General features: G+C 64.1%; 23 protein-coding genes. 5 read left to right on the forward strand and 18 right to left on the reverse strand.

Annotation, left to right across the window (positions count from 1 at the left end; translation table 11 throughout):
• The first annotated feature begins 2 nt into the window (after positions 1-2).
• The 5 genes from RZE79_RS22325 to RZE79_RS22345 all read left to right on the forward strand — a co-directional run bounded on the left by RZE79_RS22325 (position 3) and on the right by RZE79_RS22345 (position 5,905).
• Complete coding sequence (locus tag RZE79_RS22325; RefSeq protein ID WP_319356881.1) at positions 3-563, forward strand: MSMEG_0567/Sll0786 family nitrogen starvation N-acetyltransferase; 561 nt, start codon at positions 3-5, stop codon at positions 561-563.
• Positions 560-1,558: a sll0787 family AIR synthase-like protein gene (locus RZE79_RS22330; RefSeq protein WP_319356882.1), complete on the forward strand. Its 999-nt coding sequence runs from the start codon at positions 560-562 to the stop codon at positions 1,556-1,558. The genes RZE79_RS22325 and RZE79_RS22330 overlap by 4 nt, the downstream gene beginning before the upstream one ends.
• Positions 1,549-1,833 carry an MSMEG_0570 family nitrogen starvation response protein gene (locus tag RZE79_RS22335; protein ID WP_153282731.1) on the forward strand — a complete coding sequence of 95 codons (285 nt, stop codon included), beginning with the start codon at positions 1,549-1,551 and terminating at the stop codon, positions 1,831-1,833. The genes RZE79_RS22330 and RZE79_RS22335 overlap by 10 nt, the downstream gene beginning before the upstream one ends.
• A gap of 35 nt (positions 1,834-1,868) precedes the next feature.
• Entirely contained in the window at positions 1,869-3,179 is a 1,311-nt protein-coding gene (locus tag RZE79_RS22340; RefSeq protein WP_319356883.1) for an MSMEG_0569 family flavin-dependent oxidoreductase, read from the forward strand.
• A 1,337-nt stretch (positions 3,180-4,516) separates the two neighbouring features.
• The gene (locus tag RZE79_RS22345; RefSeq protein WP_319356884.1) at positions 4,517-5,905 is read left to right on the forward strand and encodes a tyrosine-type recombinase/integrase; all 1,389 of its coding nucleotides are present in this window, start codon (positions 4,517-4,519) and stop codon (positions 5,903-5,905) included.
• 231 nt (positions 5,906-6,136) lie between these two features.
• Here the strand turns inward: RZE79_RS22345 and RZE79_RS22350 are convergent, their stop codons facing one another.
• The 18 genes from RZE79_RS22350 to trbE all read right to left on the reverse strand — a co-directional run bounded on the left by RZE79_RS22350 (position 6,137) and on the right by trbE (position 24,623).
• Positions 6,137-6,547, reverse strand: a complete 411-nt coding sequence (locus RZE79_RS22350; protein ID WP_319356885.1) for a Mov34/MPN/PAD-1 family protein — start codon at positions 6,545-6,547, stop codon at positions 6,137-6,139.
• A 104-nt stretch (positions 6,548-6,651) separates the two neighbouring features.
• Entirely contained in the window at positions 6,652-8,331 is a 1,680-nt protein-coding gene (locus RZE79_RS22355; RefSeq protein WP_319356886.1) for a ThiF family adenylyltransferase, read from the reverse strand.
• 21 nt (positions 8,332-8,352) lie between these two features.
• The gene (locus RZE79_RS22360) at positions 8,353-9,417 is read right to left on the reverse strand and encodes a cyclic GMP-AMP synthase DncV-like nucleotidyltransferase (protein ID WP_319356887.1); all 1,065 of its coding nucleotides are present in this window, start codon (positions 9,415-9,417) and stop codon (positions 8,353-8,355) included.
• On the reverse strand, positions 9,404-10,480 hold the full coding sequence (locus RZE79_RS22365) for a patatin-like phospholipase family protein (protein WP_319356888.1): 1,077 nt from the start codon (positions 10,478-10,480) through the stop codon (positions 9,404-9,406). Before RZE79_RS22365 ends, RZE79_RS22360 begins: the two co-directional genes overlap by 14 nt.
• Positions 10,481-10,832: 352 nt before the next feature.
• A complete protein-coding gene (locus tag RZE79_RS22370; RefSeq protein ID WP_319356889.1) occupies positions 10,833-11,876 on the reverse strand; it encodes a reverse transcriptase family protein in 1,044 nt (347 codons plus the stop codon).
• The gene (locus RZE79_RS22375; RefSeq protein ID WP_319356890.1) at positions 11,839-12,147 is read right to left on the reverse strand and encodes a helix-turn-helix transcriptional regulator; all 309 of its coding nucleotides are present in this window, start codon (positions 12,145-12,147) and stop codon (positions 11,839-11,841) included. The genes RZE79_RS22370 and RZE79_RS22375 overlap by 38 nt, the downstream gene beginning before the upstream one ends.
• 47 nt (positions 12,148-12,194) lie before the next feature.
• On the reverse strand, positions 12,195-12,428 hold the full coding sequence (locus tag RZE79_RS22380; RefSeq protein ID WP_319356891.1) for a hypothetical protein: 234 nt from the start codon (positions 12,426-12,428) through the stop codon (positions 12,195-12,197).
• Between the two features lie 488 nt (positions 12,429-12,916).
• Positions 12,917-13,813, reverse strand: a complete 897-nt coding sequence (locus RZE79_RS22385; RefSeq protein ID WP_319356892.1) for an antitoxin — start codon at positions 13,811-13,813, stop codon at positions 12,917-12,919.
• The gene (locus RZE79_RS22390) at positions 13,813-14,871 is read right to left on the reverse strand and encodes a hypothetical protein (protein ID WP_319356893.1); all 1,059 of its coding nucleotides are present in this window, start codon (positions 14,869-14,871) and stop codon (positions 13,813-13,815) included. The genes RZE79_RS22385 and RZE79_RS22390 overlap by 1 nt, the downstream gene beginning before the upstream one ends.
• 378 nt (positions 14,872-15,249) lie before the next feature.
• Positions 15,250-16,059, reverse strand: coding sequence for a hypothetical protein (locus RZE79_RS22395; protein WP_319356894.1), 810 nt, complete (start codon positions 16,057-16,059; stop codon positions 15,250-15,252).
• A 248-nt stretch (positions 16,060-16,307) separates the two neighbouring features.
• Entirely contained in the window at positions 16,308-16,589 is a 282-nt protein-coding gene (locus tag RZE79_RS22400) for a DUF2274 domain-containing protein (RefSeq protein WP_319356895.1), read from the reverse strand.
• Entirely contained in the window at positions 16,586-17,899 is a 1,314-nt protein-coding gene (locus tag RZE79_RS22405) for a TrbI/VirB10 family protein (RefSeq protein WP_319356896.1), read from the reverse strand. Before RZE79_RS22405 ends, RZE79_RS22400 begins: the two co-directional genes overlap by 4 nt.
• On the reverse strand, positions 17,896-18,930 hold the full coding sequence (gene trbG / locus RZE79_RS22410; protein WP_319356897.1) for a P-type conjugative transfer protein TrbG: 1,035 nt from the start codon (positions 18,928-18,930) through the stop codon (positions 17,896-17,898). The genes RZE79_RS22405 and trbG overlap by 4 nt, the downstream gene beginning before the upstream one ends.
• Positions 18,927-19,640: a conjugal transfer protein TrbF gene (gene trbF / locus RZE79_RS22415; protein WP_319356898.1), complete on the reverse strand. Its 714-nt coding sequence runs from the start codon at positions 19,638-19,640 to the stop codon at positions 18,927-18,929. The genes trbG and trbF overlap by 4 nt, the downstream gene beginning before the upstream one ends.
• A 27-nt stretch (positions 19,641-19,667) precedes the next feature.
• Positions 19,668-21,041, reverse strand: coding sequence for a P-type conjugative transfer protein TrbL (gene trbL, locus RZE79_RS22420; protein ID WP_319356899.1), 1,374 nt, complete (start codon positions 21,039-21,041; stop codon positions 19,668-19,670).
• 4 nt (positions 21,042-21,045) lie between these two features.
• Positions 21,046-21,354: an EexN family lipoprotein gene (locus RZE79_RS22425; RefSeq protein WP_319356900.1), complete on the reverse strand. Its 309-nt coding sequence runs from the start codon at positions 21,352-21,354 to the stop codon at positions 21,046-21,048.
• 9 nt (positions 21,355-21,363) lie between these two features.
• Positions 21,364-22,128, reverse strand: a complete 765-nt coding sequence (gene trbJ, locus RZE79_RS22430) for a P-type conjugative transfer protein TrbJ (protein WP_319356901.1) — start codon at positions 22,126-22,128, stop codon at positions 21,364-21,366.
• The gene (gene trbE, locus RZE79_RS22435) at positions 22,125-24,623 is read right to left on the reverse strand and encodes a conjugal transfer protein TrbE (protein WP_319356902.1); all 2,499 of its coding nucleotides are present in this window, start codon (positions 24,621-24,623) and stop codon (positions 22,125-22,127) included. Before trbE ends, trbJ begins: the two co-directional genes overlap by 4 nt.
• Positions 24,624-24,641 lie beyond the last annotated feature (18 nt).

The raw sequence follows: 24,641 nt of genomic DNA on the forward strand, positions 1-24,641 counted from the left end.
GCATGCTGTGCATCGACGACCTCAGCGGGCTCGACCCGCACTACGCGCCGGTCGAATACCTGGTGCGCGAAACGGCGCAGCAGTGGGAGCGCGACGAAGCCATGGCGCTGCGCCGGGCGGTGTTCTGCATCGAGCAGGGCATCTTCGCGCGCGACGACCGCGACGCCATCGACGACCATGCGCAGCTTCTGGTTGCGATGTCGTGCAACGCCGGCATGCCCGAGCAGGTGGTGGGCACGGTGCGCATCCACCGCGGCGAAGCGCCGGGTGAATGGTGGGGCTCCCGCCTCGCGGTGCATCCCGCGTTCCGCAGCCAGGGCCACCTGGGCGCGACCCTGATACGCCTGGCGGTGTCGCGCGCCCATGCGCTGGGCTGCGATGCATTCTTCGCGCAGGTGCAGATGCAGAACGTGCCGCTGTTCCAGAAGCTGGGCTGGAAGACGCTGGAAGAGACATCGATCCACGGCCGCCCGCACGCACGCATGCAGGCGGGCCTCGCTTTCTACCCGCCCTGCCACGACCCGGTGAGCGGCTTCGTCACGCGCGCGAAGGTGCTGTCATGACGGATGTCCACGCCATCGCCGAAGCCTTGCGCGCCACGCGCGGCTTCGCCCACAAGCGCGACATCAGCGACGTGGTGTCGGCCCTCGGCCGCTCGCTGCCGGGCGGCCATGCCGCGCTCGCGCAGGCCGTGCCGATCGGCGACGACTGCGCGGCCATCCCCGACGGCCATGGCGGCTACCTGCTGTTCGCGATCGAAGGCATGGTGGAAGACTTCATCGTGCGCATGCCGTGGTTCGCCGGCTACTGCGGCGTGATGGTCAACGTGAGCGACATCTATGCGATGGGCGGCCGGCCGACGGCGGTGGTCGATGCGCTGTGGAGCACCGGCATGAGCCCCGCCGACGAGGTGCTGCGCGGCATGGCGGAAGCCTCGGTGCGCTACGGCGTGCCTGTGGTCGGTGGCCACAGCAACAACCGCAGCGAACGGCCGCAGCTCGCGGTCGCGATCCTCGGCCATGCGCGCAAGCTGCTCACCAGCTTCGATGCCAGGCCCGGCGACCTGCTGGTGATGGCGGCCGACTTGCGCGGCGCCTATCAAGAGCCCTTTCCCTACTGGAACGCATCGACCACGGCGCCGGCCTCGTGGCTTCGCGCGGACCTCGAACTCCTGCCCTCCATCGCGGAAGACGGCCTGTGCCGCGCCGCGAAGGACATCAGCATGGCTGGCGCGGTGGGCACCGCGATGATGCTGCTGGAGTGCTCGGGCGTCGGCGCGCGCATCGACCTCGAAGCATTGCCCACGCCCGAAGGCGTGCCGCTGCTGCGCTGGCTTTCTTCGTTTCCGAGCTACGGCTTCGTGCTCAGCGTGCCGCCTTCGCAGGTGGCGCCGGTGCTCGGCCGCTTCGCCGCGCGCGACATCGCCTGCGCGGTGGTCGGCGAGGTCGATGCCACGCGGCAGGTGCGGCTGCAGGCCGGCGGCAGCGAGGCCCTGTTGTGGGATTTCGGCCGCGATGCTTTCATCCAGCCGCCGCAGGAGGCGCTCGCATGCCCGTGATGCACGTCCAGGTGCGCTGGCCCGACGCCAGCGAAACGCGCTGCTACTCGCCCTCTTCCGTGGTGCAGGAGTTCTTCGTGCCCGGCGAACGCTATGCGCTTGAAGACTTCCTGCAGCGCTCGCGCGAGGCATTGGGCATCGCCTCCGAACGCGTGCGCGCCAAGTATGGCTTCGCATGTTCGCAGGCGATGGACCAGCTGGCGGAGATCGAACGCATCGCGTCGCGCTTCACCGCCACCGCCGGTGCCGAAGTCACCGTCGTCGCCGTCGATTGACGCGCCCTACATCCAGAGAGAAAGAAAGAAGACCCATGTCCTATCCATTTGGCGGACGCAGCCACTACAGCGTCATCATCGTCGGCGGCGGCCAGGCCGGCCTCTCCCTGAGCCACTGCCTGCAGCAGCGCGGCGTCGACCACCTCGTGATCGAGAAGCGCAGCCTCGTGCACAGCTGGCGCACCCAGCGCTGGGATTCGTTCTGCCTGGTCACGCCCAACTGGCAGTGCCAGCTGCCGGGCTGGGGGTACCTTGGCGACGATCCGCATGGCTTCATGGTCAAGGAGCAGATCAACGAATGGCTCGCGGGTTTCGTCGCGCATGTGAAGGCGCCGGCCATCGAAGGCGTGACGGTCGAACGGGTTTCGCGCGTTCCCGGCGCCGGCGAGCGTGAGCGCTTCAGCGTGCAGACCGACGCCGGCACCTACACCGCAGACCAGGTGGTGGTGGCGTCCGGCGGCTACCACCGCCCCATCGTGCCGCGCCTGGCCGAGAAGCTGCCGTCCACCGTCGCCCAGTACCACTCGGCGCAGTACCGCAATGCAGCGCAGCTGCCCGATGGCGCGGTGCTCGTGGTGGGCTGCGGCCAGTCGGGTGCGCAGATCGCCGAAGACCTGCACCTGGCCGGGCGCAAGGTTCACCTGGCCACCGGCAATGCGCCACGCTGCGCGCGCTTCTACCGCGGCCGTGAAGTGGTCGACTGGCTTGCCGACATGAAGTACTACGACATGCCTGTCACCGAGCACCCGCTGCGCGAAGGCGTGCGCGACAACACCAACCACTACGTGACCGGACGCGACGGCGGGCGCGACATCGACCTGCGCCGCTTCGCGCTCGAAGGCATGGAACTCTACGGCTTGCTCAACGGCTTCGACGGCGGCAGCTTCGAGTTGCAGCCCAACCTGCGCGAGAACCTCGACAGCGCCGACGCCACCTACAACCGCATCAACGCATCGATCGACAAGTTCATCGCGACGCAAGGCATCGAGGCGCCGCCCCCGTCGGTCTATGCGCCGGTGTGGGTGCCGGCCGAGGAACGCACCCGGCTCGACCTCGCGGCGGCGGGCATCACGAGCGTGGTCTGGTGCATCGGCTTTTCGCCCGACTTCGAGTGGGTGGATGCGCCGGTGTTCAACGGCCGTGGCGCGCCGATCCATCAGCGCGGCGTGACAGGGGTGCCGGGGCTGTACTTCCTGGGCCTGCCGTGGCTGCACACCTGGGGGTCGGGCCGCTTCTCGGGCGTGGCACGAGATGCGGAGTTTCTGACGCAGGCCATTGTGCAAAGACGGGACGAACAGCGCGCGGGCGGCGCCTCCGCTGCGGTCGCCGAATTGCGCGCGGCTTAGCAGCGAGCGAAGGTGGCGCAGCGGCTGCGTTCTTCGCAAGGCCCGTCGGAAGGCTGACGGGCGTGCGCGCGCCGCCATCGGGCTTCCACTGCAGCAGCAGCTCGGGCGTCAGGGACACGCGCGCTTCGCTGGACGGTGCGCTGTCGCCCGAGGCGGTGGCCGCGACGATCACGTAGTGGTACACGCCGTTCGCACCGGTCGCGCCGGGCGCGGTGTCGTTGAACGTGAGCACATCGATGATGCCCGATGCGATCTCGCGGTACGGGCCGCCGGGCTGGTCCGCACGGCGCACCGAGTAGCTCTGCGCACCGGTGCAGCCCCACCATGACAGCACCACCTGCGTGCCGCGCAAGCGCGCGGTCAACCCGCTGGGCCGTCCAGCGGTCGGCAGCGGATCGCGCGTGAAGGTCAGCGTGCCGAAGCCCAGTTCGTCGCCTTTGCCGCCGTCTCCTTCGGGACGCATCTGGATGGCTTGCAAGGCGGTGTAGGGGGTCGCGATGCCCAGGCGATTGGCATAGTGGTTGTGCACGCTTTCCCAGATGCCTCGCCGATGGCCTTGGGCTCCCATCGACAGCTCGGACTGCTTGCCTTGCTTGTCGACGTTGGTGAAGTAGGGCATCGTGTAGAAGGCGCCGGCGCCATCGCGAAGATTGGTCTTCGCCACGTACTCGGCGCCCGCCAGGAAGCGGTTGTTCTCGTAGGCGTAGATGTCGTCGCCCTGGTTCCACGCCATCTCGCACAAGGCGCCCGCAAGGCCGATGCCGAGCGTGCAGTGGCCCTGGTCGCGTCCGCTTTCCTGCCATTGCCCCAGGTAGCCGGGATGCACGTAGTAGACCGCCTGCAGGCCCGCGCCGTTGCCCTGGCCTGCCTTGTAGTAGCTGATCGCCTCGTCGTAGATGTCCTGGCGGTCGCAGAGCACGCCGATGGCCAGCATCGAGGCTACGGAGCACTGGTCCTGGCCCAGTAGCTGCACACCGACACTCAAGACGCCACGCTGCACACGGATGGCGCGATGATCTCGCGCGTCTACGACCGTCGACAGACGAAGAAGGCGACGCCCGCAGCGTAGCCATATTCCGAAGTCGAAGAATCAGATTCCAAAAAGACAAAAGGGTTAGCAGACGCTAATCTGCTAACCCTTGTCGGAACTGGCGGAGTGGACGGGACTCGAACCCGCGACCCCCGGCGTGACAGGTGAGTAATTGTGGATTTCCCCGGACGTCCTCAGATGGAAAATATCCATACACAGCAACGGCTTACGTCATTTTCTTGTCCGGGTTCGTGCGGCTGGATACACTGAAATCCACCGATTTTTAGGACACGGCTAGGACACGGGAATGGCAAAGCTGACTGTGCGTGGCATTGAAGCACTCAAGCCGAAGAACGCCGGCTACAAGATCACGGCTGACCGCGGCCTTTACCTTCGCGTGGCACCGGACGGCACCAAGACTTGGCTCGTGCGATACGTCGTTGCTGGCAACCAGATTCAAGTGCGCCTGCCACGTCCGTATGGCAGCAGCGGTGACGACGGGCATATGTCTCTCGCTCAGGCTGTGACGGAAAACGCTCGCATTCAGGCGCTCGCGCGGGATGGGGTCGATTTTCAGGTGCAACGTGCCGAAACTGATCGTGCGGCCGCAGAAGCGAAGGCTGCAGCGTTGGCCGCCAACGCTCCTTGCCGCACGCTATTCGAGACGTGGCTGGCGGACGGCGTGAGCCGAAAGGACGGTAACGCCGAGCTTCGGCGGGCCTTCGAGAAAGACGTGCTGCCGAGCATCGGAGACAAGCCCGTACGCGAACTCGGCGATGCCGAACTGCTCGACCTTCTACGGAACGTCGGGCGCAAACGCGGACGAGCCCGAACTGCCGAGCGCATGCTGACCGAAATGCGCCAGATGTTCCGCTGGGCCATCAAGCGCCAGCCCTGGCGCTCACTGCTGGTCCATGGCAACCCGGCCGAGCTGGTCGAACTGAAGCAGGTCGTACCGCAAGGCTACGAGCCGGGTATTCGTGAACGCACCCTTTCTGCCAATGAAATCAGGGAGCTTCGCGACATCTTCACCAGAATGGCGACCACGTACGAGGCTGCGAAGAACAAGCGGATTGCTGAAAGGCCGGTGCAATGGGAAACGCAGCTCGCTTTGTGGGTCTGCCTCGGGACCGGATGCCGCATTGGCGAGCTACTTCAGGCCCGATGGGAACACGTCGACTTGGAGAAGGCGACCTGGTTCGTCCCGCGCGAGAACACGAAGACGCACGTTGATTGGCAGGTCTATCTCTCGGAATTCGCGTTGCGGCAGTTCAAAGCGCTGCACAAACTGAGTGGCAAGACCGAGTGGTGCTTTCCTGCCAGCCAGAACGAAGGCCATGTCTTCGTCAAGAGCGTCAGCAAGCAGGTTGGCGACCGCCAGACGCGGTTCAAGAACCGCAAGCCACTCGCGCATCGGAGGAATGACGACTCGCTGGTGCTGGCCGATGGAAAGAACGGCGAATGGACGCCACATGATTTACGCCGGACCGCATCCACGATGATGCAAGCACTGCGCGTCAGCCCAGACGTAATTGATCGCTGCCAGAACCACGTCTTGCCAGGCAGCAAAGTGCGCAGGCACTATCTGCATCATGACTATGCGGAAGAAAAGCGTGAGGCATGGCGACTACTGGGTGAGCGCATTGACGCGATCTTGTCGGCCAACAACGTAGTGCCACTGCAGCGGGCAGCTTAGCCAGGAGCCGCGGGAATCGGGCCTCTTGAGCGGCGATGCGTCGGCGACGCGCCAGCCTCGATTTCAGAGTCGCTCAACTTTTTTCATTAGAGACGCGATCACCCGATGCGCATGGCCGCCATCCGATCGAAATCTTCTTTGCGATGGAAGGCCAAGCGAATCGACTTTCAGTTCTCCACCGGTCGAACTTGACCACACATCAGGGCCGCGTCGAAGACGTTTCTGAATCCATCAATCACCCGACGAAAGCGCCCATTGTTTCGAGGCATCGCTCGTTACTGTGAACAGGGCCATTCCATCGGCAGTTTTTTTCAAGCCAACGATCAGCATGAGTAACGCACTGCTATTGAGGCGCGAATTCGCAATCAGTCGCTGCATCGCGTCGGAGTCCAGGCTGGATGCGCTCGGTCGGTCCTCTGCATGTGTGTGCCATTCACCGAGGTAAAGAGATCCATTTTTTGCTTGCTGTTCGATCGCTTGTTGAGCAGCCTTAGAGTTCGAACGGTATCGACATCGCGAGCGCTCGTCACCAGGGTAGGGACCAGTTGCGATTTCAACGCTGACAGCATCCGAAGAAATGGTTCCGAAGAGCTGCCCCCCGGCCTCTGAAGCGAACATCCAGGTTTGGCGATAGTGCTGCACGTGAGTCACCACGGGTGGTCGAAGCACGATTCGTTGCATAGTCGTGTCGCAGGTGGCCACAATGACTTTGCTGGATTGCAGCCATTTCCGCCCATACAAGCTAGTTACCATGGCACCTCCCTCAGTACTCTGCTCTCATCAAAATCCTGTCGCGGCGTCCCGCCGCCTTCAATGACCTGAGCGCGATCGCCAAGCCAGTACCTTCGAGAAGAATCCGGCACTTGGCCGCTGAGGGCGTCGACCACCAACCCTGCGGCCATTCCCACCGTCGGATGAAGGTCGACGACACCGTGCGGTTGAAAGACGTTGCCGCAGCCGGCTTCCACGATCAAGGCGCCGGCGTCTTCGGGCCAGTCCGTCAACCGAAACCTAGGGCGTTCAGACTCGTCGAAAGCAGGGCGGATGGACTGCTTTCCGTAAAGAAGAACCGCATGCCCAGCGGCCGCGAATTCCTCTACCCAAGTACTCACCAGCGCAGGTGGCCGGGGCAGATCAATGCGCCAAGCGTCGAGCGCCGCCTCCCCGTCGAAGTCGATGCCGGCTGTCACGATCAAGTCGGCGCCCGCGAGCTTTTCGCGGTCGGGGCGCGTCAACTCCTCGAATCGCACCGGGAACGCCGATTCAAAGCTGAGATGTGGGTAGCGCATGCGCAAGACCAACGATAGTGCGCTGGCCTTATTCAACCCGACGTGGTTGAGGCCAAGCGGGTGGCGTCCCACGTTTGCGGTCGTGAGACTGTCTGAATCGACTAAGAGGAGCTCACCCACTCCGGCTTGAGCGAGCAATAGGGCGACGGCTGCGCCGACGGCCCCGCAGCCAACGATCGCCACCTTCTTGGTCATCAGTTCCAGGTGCGCAGGATTGTGGTCACGTCCGTGGATCCAGGCCTCGTCCGCACGCGCTACTGGGATGCGCTGAATAGGTCGAGCGGCGAAGGAGTCCACTATGCGTTGGTGAGGAACTCGCGTGATATGACGAAAGCCGTTCGAGAGGTCCTTTTCCTTTGCCCCCTCCAAAACTACGGCAGCAAATCCGGGCCCGGTTGCGGTGGCGACCTCGATCAGCAACGGAGCAGGTCGCCCCGCAGTGATGACGCCGCGCAAAACTTCCTCAGGCAGCAGCTTGATCAAATCCTGCCCGATCTCTGGATAGTCTTCAGGTATCCAGGGACGGGACAGTCGCAGCAAGCCGCTCGGAAAGATTTCTTTGACGGAGGGATTTCTTCCCCAGTTGCGAAGCCAGCGAGTGAGGCTTTCCCTGTCTTCTCCGAAGATGATTCGACCTCCCGCATCGAAGTAGCAGACGATCTGCCGGCTAGACCGTTGGGACTTCACGATGCTGATGCATTGCCTTCTCTCGTCCCTGACCGTCGCCCGATGCTTCCAGTACGCCAAGAATTCTCTCTGGAATTCGTCGTCGCACTTTCCTTTCGAGAATCCGAGTAGTTGCTTTGCCGCCACCAGATGATCCAGCACGCGCACACCTGGATCTGCAGCGCATTGCGTCGCGATCAAACAAAGCTTGGTATTGCCTTCGACATGGGGCCAGCGAAAATCGGTGCCGGCCTGAGGCGCGAACACCGTCGGTTGTGAGTTCGGGAAGTGAGCGCCGATCGTCACCACGAGATGATCGACGTTGCCGATGCGAAGAGTCTGTCGATCAATTTCGATTCGCCAGCCAGCCCTAGCGCCCCGATAGGGACGCCTCTCCAGTTCCGATTGCGGTAGCTGGCCCCAGCGCCCCGGATACTGGACCTGGAGGTGCTGTTCGATGTTTTCGATCAAATCAGACCGTCTCGGCAGCACTCAGCCGAAACGGCCGCCGCCATCGTTGCGGCGAGCCGTTTCTCCGGTGGTCACGGAGATCGCAGGACCTTGGCCGTTCGGGCTGCCGCCACCGCTGCCGCCATTGCCGCCGTTGTTGTCAGGTCGATCGGAAAAGAACTCAGTATCGAAGACTTCGTCCCACGCTTGCCTGACCTCCTTGCGTGTGACGTCAGCCTTGTCCAGGCTCTCGAGCGTCTTGAGCGCGCTGCTCAAGCAGTCACGAAAGAAAGTGAGTTTTTCGTCTCCCTCTTCGGCCAAGTTGGCCGTGTTGACTGGGTGCTTCAGCTCGGTCGACGACCGCAGCTTCGTGTCGATCGCTTTCCATGTGTTCCGAAGAGCGAGATCGTCCCGGTCCTCGCTGAACGCGAAATGATCAGCAACAAGCTTCGTGATGCAGATACCGCTGGTCGTTTTCTCTTTCCAATCGGGGCGGCGCGCGAACTTCTTGCTGAGCTTCGTTACCCGTCGCATCTGACTACCGTCGCTCTCACCCTGGTTGAGCTCGCCGACAATGTTGTTGAACCATCGCGTCACTCCGCGGGCATCGGATTTGACCCATTCGTCGCCACTGGCGAGTTCGAATTGCTCGGTCTCGTCGCCGTTATCTGCGGTGGTAGGGACGATTCTGTACACCGGTACATCGATGTGGTAGCCCGCTGAGTATTCTTGGCGAACGCAGTTCGATCTGACTTCAGCCTCCCGGTTGAAACGGCCGTCCCACTTGAGTGCGTCGCACACCCTCTGACGCGCAGCCAGGGGCGTCAGGGCTGCGCCGTTCGCATCTTCAAGATCATCCTGTTCAAAGTACGCTCCGTCGTCGATGTCGTAATCGTTGTCGGGATCCTGCACCATGGTGCGCATCTGGTACGACCCTTGCGACCGCACCTCGCGGGGTTGTGGATGCCCAGCTTCGTCCAAGCCGTTCGCCAAGCGTGTGCGGCCGTTGTCGCGCCGCTCCCGCATGTCCTTCTGTTGCGCCGATGAGAGCGTGACCTCTTCCTTGTGGAATGCGCTCATTTCGCTGTGGCAATCAATGTCGGCCATGTTGGTCCTTAGGAGGGTTGTCGCTCGAAGGGGCGCGTGAAGCGGAGAGGGCGATGTGAAACGCGGCCATGGCGCGGTCGTCCTTGATGGATGCCCAGGCGTGGTCAACATCCGAGATTGCCTGCCGCGCAAGGGCGTTCAGTACCTTGGGACGGGCGTCGTCCATGTTCACCAGGTAGTGGCGAAGATCGTTCGACGGGCACTGAGCTGGAAGGCGGAAAGCAAAGCTTTGACCGCCGCGAAGCTCGGCCATTTTTTTGGTGAGATAGTCATAGCCGAACGCCTGCGCATTCAAGCTGGCAGAAATCGCCTTGATGCCGATGCCCCATCCCCAGGCGCCGCGGTGCGCGCTCGCAGCGTTTCCTTCCTCTCCACCTTGGGAGGGCAGTGTGCCAAGCATGAAGAGCTGGATCGGCCGTTGTTCCTCGCGCCGATCATGGAGGATCTCGATCGCTTCCATCATGCCGATCAAGCCGGGATTGTTGGCCCACAGTCCACCGTCGACGTAGGTCGCGGTGGTCCTATCCCCGCCGGGTTCCTGCAATTGCGCCATGGAGCGAAGGATTGGCGCCGCGCTCGTAGCCATGCAGATGTCAACGAGCAATCGGTCGTTGTCGCGGCCGTTGAGGCGTTGAAGGTGCTTGGTCTTGAAGACGACCGCGGCGTGTCGATTCAAATCGACGGTGGGAATTGCCAGCGCAATGCCTCGTCTGGCGTAGACACTGCCGATCGTTTCGTCTTTGAGGAAAGTTGAGAGCGTCGTCCTCAGCGCTTGGTCGCCTTGTCTAAGGCCCATGCCAAAGAATGGGACAACCGAGCCCAAATACGGGATACGACGCAGACGTTGGTATGGAAAGATCTTTCCCCCAGCCTCTGCGTACATCTGCCGAACGAGATCCAGCCGCACACCCGCAGCCAAGGCGCAGGCGACGATTCCCCCCGTACTCGTTCCGACTATGAGGTCGAATGCGCGACCCACGTCGATTTCTCCTGTCCCACCATGAGCGGCTCGGATGCGATCAGCGAAGGTTCCTAGATAGGCCGCCTGGTATGCGCCGCGCATACCTCCTCCGTCGAGGCAAAGCACTCGAAATGGCTCAGGTTGATTCCCCTCCATTAGGCGTCTCCCGCAAATTGTTGTCGGCGACTTGGCAGCGCCATCTTTGATACTTTAAGTTGCTTTAGCCGATCAGCCTCAAACAATTTTGTCGGTAGACACACACTCACCTCCCCGTTTTGATAGCGGCAGCGAGGTCGTTTGCGACGACGAACAAGCATTGCTCGACTTGGGCGCCACAGGCTTCCCACTCATTCCACATTGCCTCCGTGGTCCACTCGGTCGTAAGTTCCTTGCACGCTGGTGATCGGTCGGCCACTCTGGCTCCCCGTCTCGCCATCTTTTTTTTGACTACGCTTCATTGCGCCAACAAAGTCTCCCAAGGTGGGGGCGATTCATGGCCCGACGACTGCAGCGCACAAGGCACCTTTGAGGTCGCGTCGAAAGCTTGAGCCGCCGCGTAAATCGTTTCTCGTGCATTCCTCACTCTGGCTCGCAAAAGACCTGCTTCTCGCGCATGAAAGCGCCCCAGTTGGCCGACGAGGTTGGATGTTCTATCGGCAAATTTGCGCAAGTCAGTGCCGTCACCGCCGGAGGCAACTCGCTTCTCCAATTCGTAGACTTGGGTGCGCACGGCAGAGCGGCGCGCTTTGCTCCAAGAGGGCTTCACATTCACGATCACCTTGGTCACGATCATCCGCTGCGAGCTGGAAGAAATCTCATGCTTCTTACGTTTGGCGGAAAGACCGTTCCGCCGCAACACTCCGTAGACGTCGGCAATGATTCGCTCCTGCTCAGCGGGTGTGATGTAGAGGTTGGACGACATCGCCATGTCATCAACGTAACGCGAGTACGTTAGGCCATGCTCCGCAAGCTTGGCCTGTAAGTGCGGCTCGTCCCTCCAAAGCACCAGATTCGCCAAGTAGCTGCTCGTGCTAGCGCCTTGGGGCAAGGTGCCGGCTTTCGTGGTCAGTTTGGTCAGCAAGCGGGCCACCTCGTCCCCGAAGCCAAAGAAGTGCCTCCAGATGTCGTGGACCCGCTCAGCGGTCACAGAAGGGAAAAATTTGCTCACGTCTTCGCATATCAAGATGCGTGCACCTGCGTGAAGCTTGGCGTTCGTGATGTAGTCCCGCCCCTTGACACTGCCTGTCAGGTATTCGGGAAACCCAACCCGCTGCAGGATTACCTCTTTGATGCGTCGCTGAATGGCTTTCAATCGCGGCTTGGCCGAAAACACCTCGCGGGTCGATCCAGGCTCTATCTGCACCGGCCGGTAAGAGCGATCCGCCACCGCGGCGACTGCCTCCAATTCGGCCAACTCAGTGCGGAGGGCCTTGGCCAACTTCTCACTGGTCCAAATTGGATCAAAGGGATAGCTTGGCTTGCTGAGGATCAGGCTCATTCAAAAGCTCCAAAGCTGTGAAAGCTAGCTGTCCTGCAAGCTCGCGATCCAGCTTACCAAGCTCGCTTCCTTCCGCGCCGAGAAAGAAAAGGATCTCCACGGGCATGCCAAGTGCATTCGCGATGCGGCTGACCGTTGAGAGCGGCGGGTCACGTCGGTTACGTTCGAGCATCGAGAGGTACGACCCCGAGATATTCGCGCGATCGGCTAGTTCAGCTTGAGAAAGCTTGCGCTTTTTCCTCGCTAGCTGAATTGCGTTGCCGATGTCCATGCTCTACCTCTAAAAAAACAAAGTATGGGCTTGGGGTGTTCGGGTCTTCACATCTTGCTGCGAATGTTCGTCACGATACTGACGATCACCGCAATGATCTGAAGTGCACGAAGGGAAAGTGTTGCCACATCCGCTCCGTGTGTCCGCGACTCGAGATGCTGCTGCAGCGCCTCGATTACCGCGTCCAATTCAACCTTCACACCGCTGTCGAGTTGGCTATCGCAAGCACCGCGGACCTTCTTCAGGACCGCGATGTGGTTCTTACAAGTTTGTTTGTCCATGCGGACTCTCCTTACAGAGCGGAATTGCCCTGCGTCCCCATTCAAGGCAGCGCCGTAAAGGAGCCAACTCGACACCAAGCCCACCACAGTTGCCGCCGACTGCCGAACGTCCCCTCGTCGCCGTCGTACTGCCTGCCATGCACCACGTACTAAGCGTCGCCGGACCTTCGTCGTCCACTCGCTGTCGAACCGACCGCGAGCTGCGTTTCAAGCTTCATCAACTGCCCGATGAAGCGGCACCATCACTGGCGCCCAACTACTGAGCCTTCTGCCTTCTGGGTAAAAGAATCACAAACTTTTCGAACCGCGTCGGGGCCATGTTTCCCCCCGCCGTGGGACGGATTAAAGCATGAACCCGTACTTTTCAGCCAATAAATGAACTGTCAGTTCAATTTTTTGGAATCGGAATGTAACGGATTGCGCACATCCAGAAGATAGCGAAGCAACGCAAGCGCGCAGTCAAGGCCCAGGTTTCGGAGGCGTGCCGGCTATCCGATTCGCGCCAGGAATTGCTCGATCACGTCGCTCGCTTGGCGCTGGCGCAACGCCCTCGCCTCACGCTGTTCGGGCTCGTCACTTTCGCCAAGTTCGAACTTGGCCACAGACACCGGGCCATCTTTGCGAAAGCCCTCCGTCTTGTCATCCTGCACAAAGCGACTGCGCAGGATCACCAACGAAGCCTGAATGATGGCGCCATGCTTGCCATCGCGTGCATTACGGAAAGCTTCAGCGACGGCGTCCATGCCTTCGGGCGCGTGTTCGATGCAATAGATCAGGTCGTGCGCGTCCTTGCGTTCGAAGCGCTGATCGAATGCGAACGCCTTCAGACAGGTGAAGCTGACCAGGTTGGCGTGCCTGACCTTCTCGGTCGCCACACCGTTGCCGCCCAACAGTTCGGCTTGGATCTCGGTGACTTGGTGGAGGTCAAAAACGATGGACGAGTGCGGAATGTTCAGCGCCGAGATCGTGCCCTCGGTCGGCAACGGCTGCACCTTCCCGCCGGCGATGTGCGGGGCATCGGCCAACAGTTCGAGCACCATCAGCGCACCGTGTTCAGTGCGGGTCTGCCAACGCCAGGAGAGCTTTTGCTTCTTTTCGTTCTCGGCACGCTCGAAGCCCATCTTCTTGAGGTTGTCCTCCAGCGTGTGATACGCCTCGGTGTCGGCCAGAATCTGCAGGTCGATGACGATGTCCACGTCCAGCGTGCCTGCGTGTGCAGGTACAACCGGCGGTCGCGCGGCCACCAGATATCGGGGAGTGAGGCCACCAACCAGATAGACCGAGTCCTTCCACGGACCTAACCCGCGCAACAGCGTCACGAGGACGCGCTCGCAGTCGATCGTGTATTGATCGCTGTATCCATCGAAGGTCGCGGGTTTGGCCATCAGAAACCGATCCTCTCTTTACGCAGATGCTCAGCCATTTCCTTGGCGCGTCCTTCACCGCCCAACAAGTCGAGGTAGACCTGAATCGGGCTCGCCAACCAGACGTCGCCAACGCGTTCGCGAAACAGCAGCTCGCCTGGTGACTTGGCTTCGATAATCGCGAGGTTGGCGCCTTCGTTGACGACGCGCGCACCCAACTCGCTGATGGCGGCGTCGGCTGCTGGTCCGACCAGCAGCCGACAACGAACCTGAGAAACGTTGGAGAGGAACGGCGCGTAACGCTGCGCAGCGGCCTCGTGGCTGATCGCATAGCCAACTTGATGGGCGGCGAAGACCTGGCCTGCGCGCTCCAGCAACTGGTCCGCTTTGATGGCAGGTACGTAGTAGCGCCGTAGTACCGCGGGACGGACCGACGCAAGTTGCTTTACCCAGGCATCCAGCAACGCCCCAGGATCTCTAAGGTGCCGTTCTTTGCTTGGCCCCTGCCCGCGCGAGGCCAGCCAGTCGAAGCGCTCTAGTTCCGTCAGGACCTGCGAGGTGGTCGCCGGTGACACCTGTGATTGTTCGGCCAGTTCCTTGACGCCGAACCAGTCTTGATGACGAACCAACAAGGCGTGCAGAACCTGCGCGCGGCGCCCCGAAAACAGGGATCGGACAGCTTTCGCCAAGGCTTTGGGCGGCGGCCTATCGATGTAGAGATAGGCGCCGTGCGCGGGCAGGAACAAACTGCCGCCGCTGTCGTAGTACCCAACGCGCTCGGTTCTGAGCAGGTCCTTGGCCCCCGGAGAGATGGACTCGGCAACCAGGAGGGACAGAGCCTCGTGCCCCTCCTGCCCCGCGCCTACGGCCCTGCTGGGACTGAAGTCCCGGAACTGCCATAGAACTTCACGCACGTCCCTGGGATAGACCGCTTTTTTTGCTTCGATCAGCAAAGTGAAGGCCTTGCCGGCGATACGAAGGTCGATCTGGGCGCCATGTCCCCGGTCACCTGCCGATGCGGCAGACTCCCAGCTGTCCAAATTCGCATGCACTTCCGGCAGGCCCTGGAGGGTTTCCAAGAGCTGCTCGATCAGTTGTCGCTCGTTCGTGGGTGACTCAAGCACCATGACTTTTTAGGTTCTTTACTGTTCAGTGAATATGGCCACTTTACCGAATATTTGACAAAAACTCAATATTTACTGCCCAGTGAAGGTTGCCCTCAACACGACGCCGTCGGCCGGCTCACGGGTAAGCCCCGCGCTTCGTGCCGAATCGCTGTGATTTGGCTTTGATTCCCCCTGACGCCTCCGGCCTTGGCCGGCCTGCGCGCTGTGCTTGTCTCCTGAGGGATCAGCTGGCAGCCCACCTCCGCCGCGCATTGCCTGGCGTCCCTGAAAGGCCGCCGAACGGGCTGCGCCCGACCGGCCCGAGCAAAATTGCCAGAATGCCGTCAATAGCTACTTGGCTCCATCGCGTTCACGCTGGCGAAGCCGTTTCACGTATGGGCCATCGACCAAGTCGTCGACACCCAAGTCCAACACGCAACTCGCCAAGCAAGCGAGAGTGTCATCGGTGGCTTTGAAGTCGTTGGGCAGCTGGCCGTAGTTGCGCCCACTGCTCTCGTCGATGGCGGCGAGCAGCGCCTTGATGAAATCGGCCCGGGACGGGCGCGAAGCGATGGTGGCAGCCGCGATCAGAGGGTCTGTGGCCTCCGTCGCAGCGTCCTCAGCATCGGAGGCCAGTTCTTGCAGGAAGTCGCTCAGCGACGGCCAATGCTTCAGATCGAACTGCCCGCGAAGGGCATCGAGACGCTCCTGGACGTATGACCTGAAAAGGTAGTTGCTCTTGGCCGCCGCCTCGATCACATCGCACACGTGATAGTGGGTGTCGGTGCTGAAGCCGGAGGTGTTGTGCAGATTGGTGCGCTGCTGCAGCAGGTCGGCCAGCTCCGCCGCCTTCCTCGCAATCTGCTGATTGACTTTGCCGAGATCGCCGCGTGCGGTACGCGCCTCCGCGATCTTCTCCGGGCTCCAGAACGCGGCGGTGCTCAGGACAAGCCCTAGAAAGATCTGCAGCGCGTGCGGATACGCGTGGAGCTTGCTATGCAGTTCATCGTAGGCTTCGGTCAGCTCGATGCCACGAGCGAGCAGCCGATCGGCAACAGCGTTCTCGCTGCGCAGGATGCCGTGCTCGATGTTGTAGCGCTTCCCCTCGATGAGGATGTTTTCGCAGATCTGCTTCGTGTTATTGGATCGAGATGCGCTCATGGCCTGTTTTTGATGGTGAAGTTGCCCGACAGGTTATTTAACCAAGCCAGTTCTGTCGGTACCCCAGTGCCCACCATCAAACAGGTGCTCAGGTACCCGAAGCCGATTCCGGTCTGGGCGTCCTCCGCCAAGAAGGCGGACGGGCACGCTGTCGTGCTGCGCATTGCCTGCCGCGTCTCACCCCGTTCGGGCATCCGAAGCCAATCTTGGACTAATAACCTGAACGTAACCAGGCCAAGACGCGATCTCTAAGAACTGCTCTCCCCTTGCTGGTCCAGGGGAAGCGTCGATCGGGAAGGTCCACGGCAGGAAACTTCCCTGTTCCGCCTGAACCCTCTATCCCGTGCCATGAACGCCTCCAGCATGTGCGGAACCAACGCGGCCGCATCCACCGCCTCCCCATAGGTCTGAGCATGCAGCGCGGCATAGCGATCCAGTTCCATCTTGAGGCCGGCCGGACAAGTGAAGGTCAGCTTGACACTCTCGGTTCTGGGTAACGGCCCCAGCCGCAACTTGCGCGTCGTATTCATCGACTTCCACCTCGCACGAAGAACAGCGGCTGGTACGGCCGCAGGATGAAATCCTTGTTCACCATCACCCGCATCGGAAACCCCGGCCGAATGGTCAGCGTGGGCTGAATGCTCGCGTTGCGCTTGGTGATCTCCTGCCCGACTTGGTTCACCGTGTCCTGCGCCCCCTCGCGCACGGCGATCACGAGGCGATTGCCGTCCTGATCCGTCCGGCTCTGCGGTGCCGCCAACTCGGCCCCCACGCCAAGCAGCGTCGACAGCGCCGCACCGGCGAGGATGCGGTCCCAGTGCCAGTCGACGCCATCCTCCAGCCCGGCGTAGCCGGCCGGATCGATACCAGGCAAGCGATCGAGCGCCACCGACGATGTGTCCGGCAGGATCAGCCGCATCCACACCAGCAGCACGCGCCGCTGCCCGAAGGCCAGCTGGCTGTCGTAGCGCCCGACCAGCCGCGAGCCCTGCGGGATCAGCAGATGGCGCCCGGTGGCCGTGTCATAGACCGCTTCGGTCACGGTGGCGATCACCTGCCCCGGCAGGTCGGAGTTGATGCCCGTCACCAGCGCCGCCGGAATGATGGTGCCCGCCATCACTTGGTACAGCGAGGCCGGCGGCTGCAGGCTGCCGGGATTGCGCGTGGCCGTGTCACCGGCCTTCGCAAGAAACGCTTCCTTGCGGTCTTGGCGGTTCTGCGCCGCCACAGGGTCGGCCGGCGAAGCCACGGCTGGGCTCATCGCGCCCAAGGGATTGAACGGCTGCTGACCCGCCGGCGTCCCAGACACATCGGCGGCAGTTGCGGACATGGCGTGCTCGGCAACTGCCCCCCGCTTCGCAGCAGTACCCTCACCGCTGCGCCGGAAGAATACCGAGGACCGCGCCGCTTCCTCGTCCGCCAACCGCTCGGCCTGCGCCGGATCAACGCCCTGCCCTGTCCTCGCCTCCATCGGCTGCTGCGCCTTCACCATGGCCGACCCGAGGTCTCCCGGCAGCGGCGGCCCCAGCACCGGTGGTGCGGGCTTCGGCGCCGGTGGCAGCCCGGCATAGTCCTTCGGCAGCTGCTCCAGCCCATCCGCCCGGGCCACGCGGTCCACGTTGTACAGCTCGGCCGCCGGGTTGCGCTCGCGCTTCTGCGACTGCAGCGACCACATCGCTCCGCCGAGCACGGCCGCGGCCAGGGTGCCGGCGCCGACCGCCAGCATGCGGCGGTTGAGCCGCACGACCGGCCGAGGCTGCGCGCGCAGGGCCACCGTCTCCGGCGCGACCTTGGGCGCGACCTGGGACGATGGCGACGGTACGGCGTCCTCTGCACTCATGACCCATCGCTCCGCGCGCCTGGGACACCGCCATCCGTGCGCTCGATGCGCACGACCTCGGCCTTGCCGTCCTTGAAGCCGCCCAGCCGCAGCTCCGCCGCGCCGAAGAGCCGGTCCACCACGTAGTACGGCGAGCGGAAGCGGTAGTTCACGAGCTGCCCGTCGCCCTGCGGTCCGATCACGAACAGCGGCGGCAGCTCACCCTGCGCGATGCCGCCGGGGAACTGGATGTAGACCTTCTGCCCGTCGTCGAAGGCGCGCAGCGGCTTCCAGGACGGCGCATCGCCGCTGATCGCATAGCGGAACCGGATCTGTTCCACAGACAGTCCCGAATCCACCGGCGCCGCAGCCTGCGCCGCCCTCGCCTGCTTCTGCAGCGCCAGCATCCGGTCCTTCGGATAGTCCCAGGACACCGACGCCATCCAGGCCTGCGGCGTCGAGGACAGTTCCAGCAGGTACGTGCGCCGGTTCGTCGTGATGACCAGGTTCGTCTTCAGGCCCGCGCGCGTGGGTTTCACGAGCACATGGATCCGCTGGTTCGCACCGCTGCCGCTGACCGTGTCCCCCACGATCCAGCGCACCGTGTCGCCGGCCGAGACCGCCACGAGTTCCTCGCCCTCCTGTAGCGCGATGACCGTGACGCGACCTGGACTGGTGTAGACCTGATACAGCGCACCGTCCGCATACGGCCAGACCTGAATCGCATTGACGTAGCCCTCGCGCGTCGGTGCGACGCGGGCCTCCTCATTGGCCCGCGAAACCCGCACCTTCTCGTCGGCAGGTTCAGGCACCGGCTGGGCTTCCTGCGCGCTCGGCAGCGCCTTCATCTGCCCCGGCAGCGGCAAAGGCTTCGGCACCTCGACCACCTCGACGGGCGGGGCCGGCTCGGGCAACGGCTGCGCAGCGGCGGCCACCGGCTCGTCCAGCGGGATCGCCGGCGGCGGCTTGCCCTGCGTGGCACAGCCCGCAGCGACCGCCACTACGCTCAGCAGGATCGGCGCAGATACGCCTCTACGGAAATCAGTCTTCATGGCTTGGTTCCTTTCGCTGTGTCCGTCGCATCGAGCTCGCGGCTCCAGGACAGGCCGTTGACGTAGATGCCCAGCGGGTTCCTGCGCAGCCGCTCCTCGGTGCGCGGCGCCTGCAGCACGATCGCCAGCACCGCGGTCCAGCGCTCCAGCCCGGCCGCTTCGCCATTGACGTAGCGGCGCTCGGTCCAGCGCACCTGAAACGATGAATCGCTCGCGCGCACCACGCTGTTGATCTGCACCGCCACCGAGCTCTGCCCGATGCGCGAGAACGGATCGTTGGTGCGCGCGTAGTCGTTCAGCGTCGCGGCGCCGCGGTCCGTCGTGTATTCGTAGGCCTCGAGCCAGTTCTGCCGCACGACGATCGGATCGATCGACAACGAGCGCACGTCGGTGATGAAGCGCGCCAGGTGGTGCGCGATCTGCGCGTCGCTGGGCTTGTAGGGTGTGGCCGCCTCGCCGACCGCACGCACCTGGCCGGCGTTGTCCACCTCGACGACGTAGGGCGTCACGATGGACTGCGCCGAGCGCCAGACCAGCCCGCCGGCCATCAGCAGCGCGAGCGAGAGGCAGCCGAAGGCCATCAACCGCCAGTTCTTCGCCTGCACGCGCGCACTGCCCATGCGCTGGTCCCAGACCTGCGCCGCAGCTTGATAAGGGGTGACGGGCTCGGGCGTGTCCGAGTACCGCACCTGGGGTCGCTTGAATCGCATGGATGGTTCTCCTCAAAAGAAGCCGGATCAGGCGTTGGACTCGTTGCGCAGGCTCGGACCGGTACCGCTGCCGCCGTGGTCGCCCGAGCGCAGGACATGCGCCGTCGTGGAGGCCGCATGGCTCAGCTGCTGCTTGCGGCGCATCTGCCGGGCCCATGCCGGTTCGGGGGGTGGTCCGCCGGCCTCGCCCGCACCGGTGGATGCCGCATTCCCCGTGGTCGCAGGTGCCGCGGCATCGGCCACGAAGCTCGCTACACGGTCCTTGACCGCCCTGGCACCTGACGCGACGCGCTGGCCGACGGCGCCGGCCCCGGTTTTCGCGAGATGCGCAAGGCCGGCACCGGCCGCGCGCACGCCGCCACCGCCGGATGCCGCGGCGCCGGCCTGGTAGGCCGACTTCGCACTGCTCGCCAGGCCGCTGGCCGAGCGTGCGGCCGTCGCACCGCCGCCGATGGCCGCACGCGCCGCGCCGGGCGCCATGCGCGCCCCCGCCGCCACAGCGGAACCCGCACTCGCCACGGCCGCGCCACCGGCGACCGCCAGGCCCGCCGCACCCAGCGTCGTCCCCGCCGCCGCGCCGGCCCCCAGTTGCGGCGCGCCCGACACCAGCCCGGTCGCGATGCCCGGTCCGAAGATCCCCAGGCCCAGCATCGCGAGCGCCGCCAGCATGACGGTCAGCGCATGGTCGATGGACGGTTCGGCCCCGGGCGGCGTGCGGAACTCCGCGAACAGGCCGGTGCCGATCCCCACGATCACGGCCAGCACCAGCACCTTGATGCCGGCGGACACCACGTTGCCCAGCACCTTCTCGGCCAGGAACGCGGTCTTGTTCCACAGCGCGAAGGGCACGAGCACGAAGCCCGCCAGGGTCGTCAGCTTGAACTCGATCAGGGTGACGAAGAGCTGGACCGCGAGCACGAAGAAGCTCGCGATCAGCACCAGCCAGGCCAGGAACAGCACGGCGATGGTGTCCAGATGGGCGAAGGTTTCGGGGAAGCCCGTCATCTCGCCAATCTGTTCCATGATCGGCCGGCCTGCCTCGATGCCGACCTGCGCGAGCCGGCCGGGCTGCAGAAACTGCGCCTGCGTCAGGCCCGAGCCCGACGCCACCAGGCCGAGCCCCGCGAACGAACGGAACAGGACACCGGCCAGCTGGTTGAAGTTGCCGATGATGAAAGCGAATGCCCCCACGTAGAGCACCTTGCGGATCAGCCGGGCGATCACCTCATCGCCCTGCCCCGTCGCATGGCTCATCGCCCAGAACAGCCCAGCCAGCGTCATGTCGATCACCACCAATGTCGCCGTGAGGAACGCCACCTCGCCGTGCAGCAGGCCGAAGCCTGAATCGATGTAGCGAGAGAAGACGTCGAGGAAGCGATCGATGACCGCGACATCGTTCATCGCGTCAGTCCTTGGCGCCCGCGCCGGCCGGTGACGACACCGGTGCGGCCGGTGGCGGGACCGGGTCGCTCGCGTAGGGCGACGAGCCGCCGCTCATGAAGCGTTGGCGCGTGGCCTCGGCCACCGCGTCACACTGCGCGTCGCCCATCCGGGCATGGTCAGCCTTGCACTGCGCGCGCAGATCCTTTAGCCGCTCGGGATTCGCGACCAGGGATTCGACGGACTCGATCGCGGGCCGGGAAGGCTCGGACTTGCCGCAGCCGGCGAGCACCAGGGCCACAACGGCCGTGATGATGAAAAGCAGGTTCTTCATGGCTGCTCCTCAATTGCCGTAGAAGTTCACGGTGACCGGCGTGTACGGCGTGCCGCTGCCCATGAAGCGCCGGCGCACCTCGCGCGCACGCTCCTGCACCGCCACCTGCCGCGCCTGTTCCAGCGCCGAGGCGCGGTCCTGCGTGATCTGCAGCTGCTGCGCCTGGATCGACTGGCGCGATTGCAGCGCCAGCAACTGGTTGGTCGCCTGCATCGCCTGCAGGGCCCCCGTCGCTGACTGGCTGCGGTTCACGAGATCGGTCAGCGCCCGCTCGTCGGAGGCGAAGTTCTGCATCGCCTGCGACTGCATCTGCGTTGCCGTGCGCAGGGCTTCCAGCGAATTGCGCCAGCGCTCCCGCGCATCGCCGGCCATCTGGGCGCCCGACATCCCCGCCGAAAACGACTCGGGATAGAGCCGCTTGAACTCTTCTTCCATGCGCGAGACGTTGAAGGCCAGCCCCTGCGCCTGCTGGATCAGCTGATTGGTCGCCGCCAGCGTCGACTTGAGCTCGGACAGCGCGCTGAAGTCCAGGCCCTGAAGGTTCCTCGCCTGGTTGCGCAGCATCTGCGCCTCGTTCTGCAGCTGCTCGACCTGGTTGTTGATCTGCTCCAGCGCGCGGGCCGCCGTCAGCATGTTCTGGATGAAGTTGGACGCGTCGAACACGGTGTCGCCGACGCCGAAGATGGCATGCGCCGGCGGGGCCACACCGAAAGCGATCGCGCTGACTGCGACCAGCGCGGCGATCCGGGGTTTGAGGGAAGACTGGAGGTTCATGGCATTGGCTCCTGCGGGGTTGAGGAAAGAGATAGGGATGCAGATGGAAACGAAGGAATGAGGTCGGCCGCCCAACCGAGCCCGCGCTGGCGCAGCCAGGCGGCCGCGAAGACCGAAGGCATCCGCGCGAACGGCGACTGCCTCACCGAGGCTTGCACGCGATCGATCTCGCGCTGATCCTCGGGCGAGGCCGCGCCGGCAAACGCCAGCGCGACCGGCCCGAGCCCGAGTTCGAAAACCCGGTTGCCCAGGCGCGACTGGTAGTAGTAGTCGCGCTTGGGCTGCGCCGTGGCGACGATTTCGATCTGCCGGCGGTTGAGCCCGAAGCCCTCGTAGATCACGCGGATCTGGGGTTCCGTAGCCTGCGGGTTGGGCAGGAAGATCCGGCTCGCACAGCTCTCGACGATGGCGGGGGCGATGCTGGAGGTCTGGATGTCGGCCAGGCTCTGCGTCGCGAAGATCACCGAGACGTTCTTCTTGCGCAGCGTCTTGAGCCACTGGCGGATGCGCGCGGCGAACACCGGGTCGTCCAGGAACAGCCAGGCCTCGTCGAGAATCAGCAGGGTCGGCGCGCCGTCGAAGCGCTCGCCGAAGCGCGCGAACAGATAGCCCAGCACGGCCAGCACGGCCGCCTTGCTGTGCATCAGCTCCTCCATCTCGAAGCACTGGATGGAAGACGCCCCCAACCGGTCCCGGTCCGCGTCCAGCAACCGCCCATACGCACCACCGAGCACGTACGGCGCCAGCGCTTGGCGCAGAGTGTTCGACTGCAGCAGCACCGCCAGGCCGGTCATCGTGCGCTGCTCGGGCGGTGCGGTGGCGAGGCTGGCCAGCGCCGACCACACCATCTCCCGCTCGGCCGGACCGACCTCCAGGCCCTCCTGCCGAAGCCGTCCTTCCACCCACTCCGCCGCCCAGGTGCGGTTCCCATCCTGGTCGATGCGCGCCAGCGGCTGGAAGGCGATCTCGCCATCGGTACCGAGGTCGTAGTGCTCGCCGCCCAGCCCCAGGATCGTGGCGCGCATCGAGCGCCCCATGTCGAAGGCCAGGATGCGCGAGCCGGGATAGCGCCGGAACTGCAGCGCCAGCGTGGCGAGCAGCACAGACTTACCCATGCCGGTCGGCCCGACCACCAGCGTATGGCCCACGTCCCCGATGTGCGTGACCAGCCGGAACGGGGTGGCACCATCGGTGCGCGTCACGATCAGCGGCGGGCCATCGAGATGGGCATTACGCTCGGGGCCCGCCCACACGGCCGACACCGGCATCATGTGCGCGAGATTCAACGTCGAGACGATCGGCTGGCGCACGTTCGCGTAGGCATGCCCCGGGATCGACGACAGCCAGGCCTCAACCGCATTGAGCGTCTCGGGGATCGTCACGAAACCGCGGCCCTGGACGGCGCGTTCGACCGCGCGCAGCTTCTCGTCGACCGCCGCCGCATCGGCGTCCAGCACCGTCACGGTGGCGGTCACATAGCCGAACGCCACCTGGTCACTGCCGAGTTCCTGCAGCGCCGCATCGGCATCCGCTGCCTTGTTCGAAGCGTCGGAGTCGACCAGCGCGCTTTCCTGCTGGAAGATGGTCTCGCGCAGCAGCGCGACGATGTTCTTGCGCTTGGCGAACCACTGGCGGCGCAGGCGCACGAGCTCCTTCTCCGCCTCGGCCTTGTCCAGGCACAGGAAGCGCGTGCTCCACCGATAGGCGAAGCCCAGGCGGTTCAGGTCGTCCAGCAGCCCCGGCCAGGTCGAGGTCGGGAAGCCTCGCACCGTCAGTACGCGCAGATACCGACTGCCGAGCATCGGCGCCAGCCCGCCCGTCAGCGGCTCGTCGGCCAGCAGCGCATCGAGGTGCATCGGCACCTCGGGCACCGCGACCGCATGCCGGCGTGTGGACACGCAGCCGTGCAGGTAGGTCAAGGTCTGCGCATCGCCCAACCAATCGATCTCGGGCATCACGCCTTCGAGCAGGCCGAGGAAGCGCTCGGTTTCGGAGACGAAGGTTTCCAGCCGCCCCTTCCAATCCGACCCGTCCGCAGCACCCGATCCATCCTGGACATCGGTCCCAGCGCGCTCATAGAGCAGCCCCGCGGCGCGCGCCTTCGACTCCTCAGGCGGCAGGTACAGCAAGGTCAGGTGATAGCGGCTTTCGAAGTGGCTGGCGTCCTCTTCGAAGGCGGCGCGGCGCTCCTCGTCGACCAGCCAGGACAGCGCCTCGGGGAAGACCGACTCGGGATATCCGGCCGCCTCGCGCCGCTCGGCCTCCACGAACAGCGCCCAGCCCGAGCCGAGTCGGCGAAGCGCATTGTTCAACCGTGCCGAGGTGGCGACGAGTTCACCCTGCGTCGCGCTGTCCAGGTCCGGCCCACGGAACCGTGCCGTGCGCTGGAACGACCCGTCCTTGTTGAGCACGACCCCGGGCGCGACCAGGCCGGCCCAGGGCAGCCAGTCGGCCAGCAGCGCCGGGCGCTTGCGGTATTCGGCGAGATTCAGCATGGTGTGTCCCCAGCTCGC

Origin of the sequence: Variovorax sp. EBFNA2 (assembly GCF_033802765.1) — a bacterium.
Classification (GTDB): domain Bacteria; phylum Pseudomonadota; class Gammaproteobacteria; order Burkholderiales; family Burkholderiaceae_C; genus Variovorax; species Variovorax paradoxus_H.

Coding starts and splice junctions, on each gene's coding strand:
- RZE79_RS22325 (WP_319356881.1), top strand. CDS start 3: ATGCTGTGCATCGACGACCTCAGCGGGCTCGACCCGCACTACGCGCCG.
- RZE79_RS22330 (WP_319356882.1), top strand. CDS start 560: ATGACGGATGTCCACGCCATCGCCGAAGCCTTGCGCGCCACGCGCGGC.
- RZE79_RS22335 (WP_153282731.1), top strand. CDS start 1,549: ATGCCCGTGATGCACGTCCAGGTGCGCTGGCCCGACGCCAGCGAAACG.
- RZE79_RS22340 (WP_319356883.1), top strand. CDS start 1,869: ATGTCCTATCCATTTGGCGGACGCAGCCACTACAGCGTCATCATCGTC.
- RZE79_RS22345 (WP_319356884.1), top strand. CDS start 4,517: ATGGCAAAGCTGACTGTGCGTGGCATTGAAGCACTCAAGCCGAAGAAC.
- RZE79_RS22360 (WP_319356887.1), bottom strand. CDS start 9,417: ATGGCCGACATTGATTGCCACAGCGAAATGAGCGCATTCCACAAGGAA.
- RZE79_RS22365 (WP_319356888.1), bottom strand. CDS start 10,480: ATGCGCGGCGCATACCAGGCGGCCTATCTAGGAACCTTCGCTGATCGC.
- RZE79_RS22370 (WP_319356889.1), bottom strand. CDS start 11,876: ATGAGCCTGATCCTCAGCAAGCCAAGCTATCCCTTTGATCCAATTTGG.
- RZE79_RS22375 (WP_319356890.1), bottom strand. CDS start 12,147: ATGGACATCGGCAACGCAATTCAGCTAGCGAGGAAAAAGCGCAAGCTT.
- RZE79_RS22380 (WP_319356891.1), bottom strand. CDS start 12,428: ATGGACAAACAAACTTGTAAGAACCACATCGCGGTCCTGAAGAAGGTC.
- RZE79_RS22385 (WP_319356892.1), bottom strand. CDS start 13,813: ATGGCCAAACCCGCGACCTTCGATGGATACAGCGATCAATACACGATC.
- RZE79_RS22395 (WP_319356894.1), bottom strand. CDS start 16,059: ATGAGCGCATCTCGATCCAATAACACGAAGCAGATCTGCGAAAACATC.
- RZE79_RS22400 (WP_319356895.1), bottom strand. CDS start 16,589: ATGAATACGACGCGCAAGTTGCGGCTGGGGCCGTTACCCAGAACCGAG.
- RZE79_RS22405 (WP_319356896.1), bottom strand. CDS start 17,899: ATGAGTGCAGAGGACGCCGTACCGTCGCCATCGTCCCAGGTCGCGCCC.
- trbG (WP_319356897.1), bottom strand. CDS start 18,930: ATGAAGACTGATTTCCGTAGAGGCGTATCTGCGCCGATCCTGCTGAGC.
- trbF (WP_319356898.1), bottom strand. CDS start 19,640: ATGCGATTCAAGCGACCCCAGGTGCGGTACTCGGACACGCCCGAGCCC.
- trbL (WP_319356899.1), bottom strand. CDS start 21,041: ATGAACGATGTCGCGGTCATCGATCGCTTCCTCGACGTCTTCTCTCGC.
- RZE79_RS22425 (WP_319356900.1), bottom strand. CDS start 21,354: ATGAAGAACCTGCTTTTCATCATCACGGCCGTTGTGGCCCTGGTGCTC.
- trbJ (WP_319356901.1), bottom strand. CDS start 22,128: ATGAACCTCCAGTCTTCCCTCAAACCCCGGATCGCCGCGCTGGTCGCA.
- trbE (WP_319356902.1), bottom strand. CDS start 24,623: ATGCTGAATCTCGCCGAATACCGCAAGCGCCCGGCGCTGCTGGCCGAC.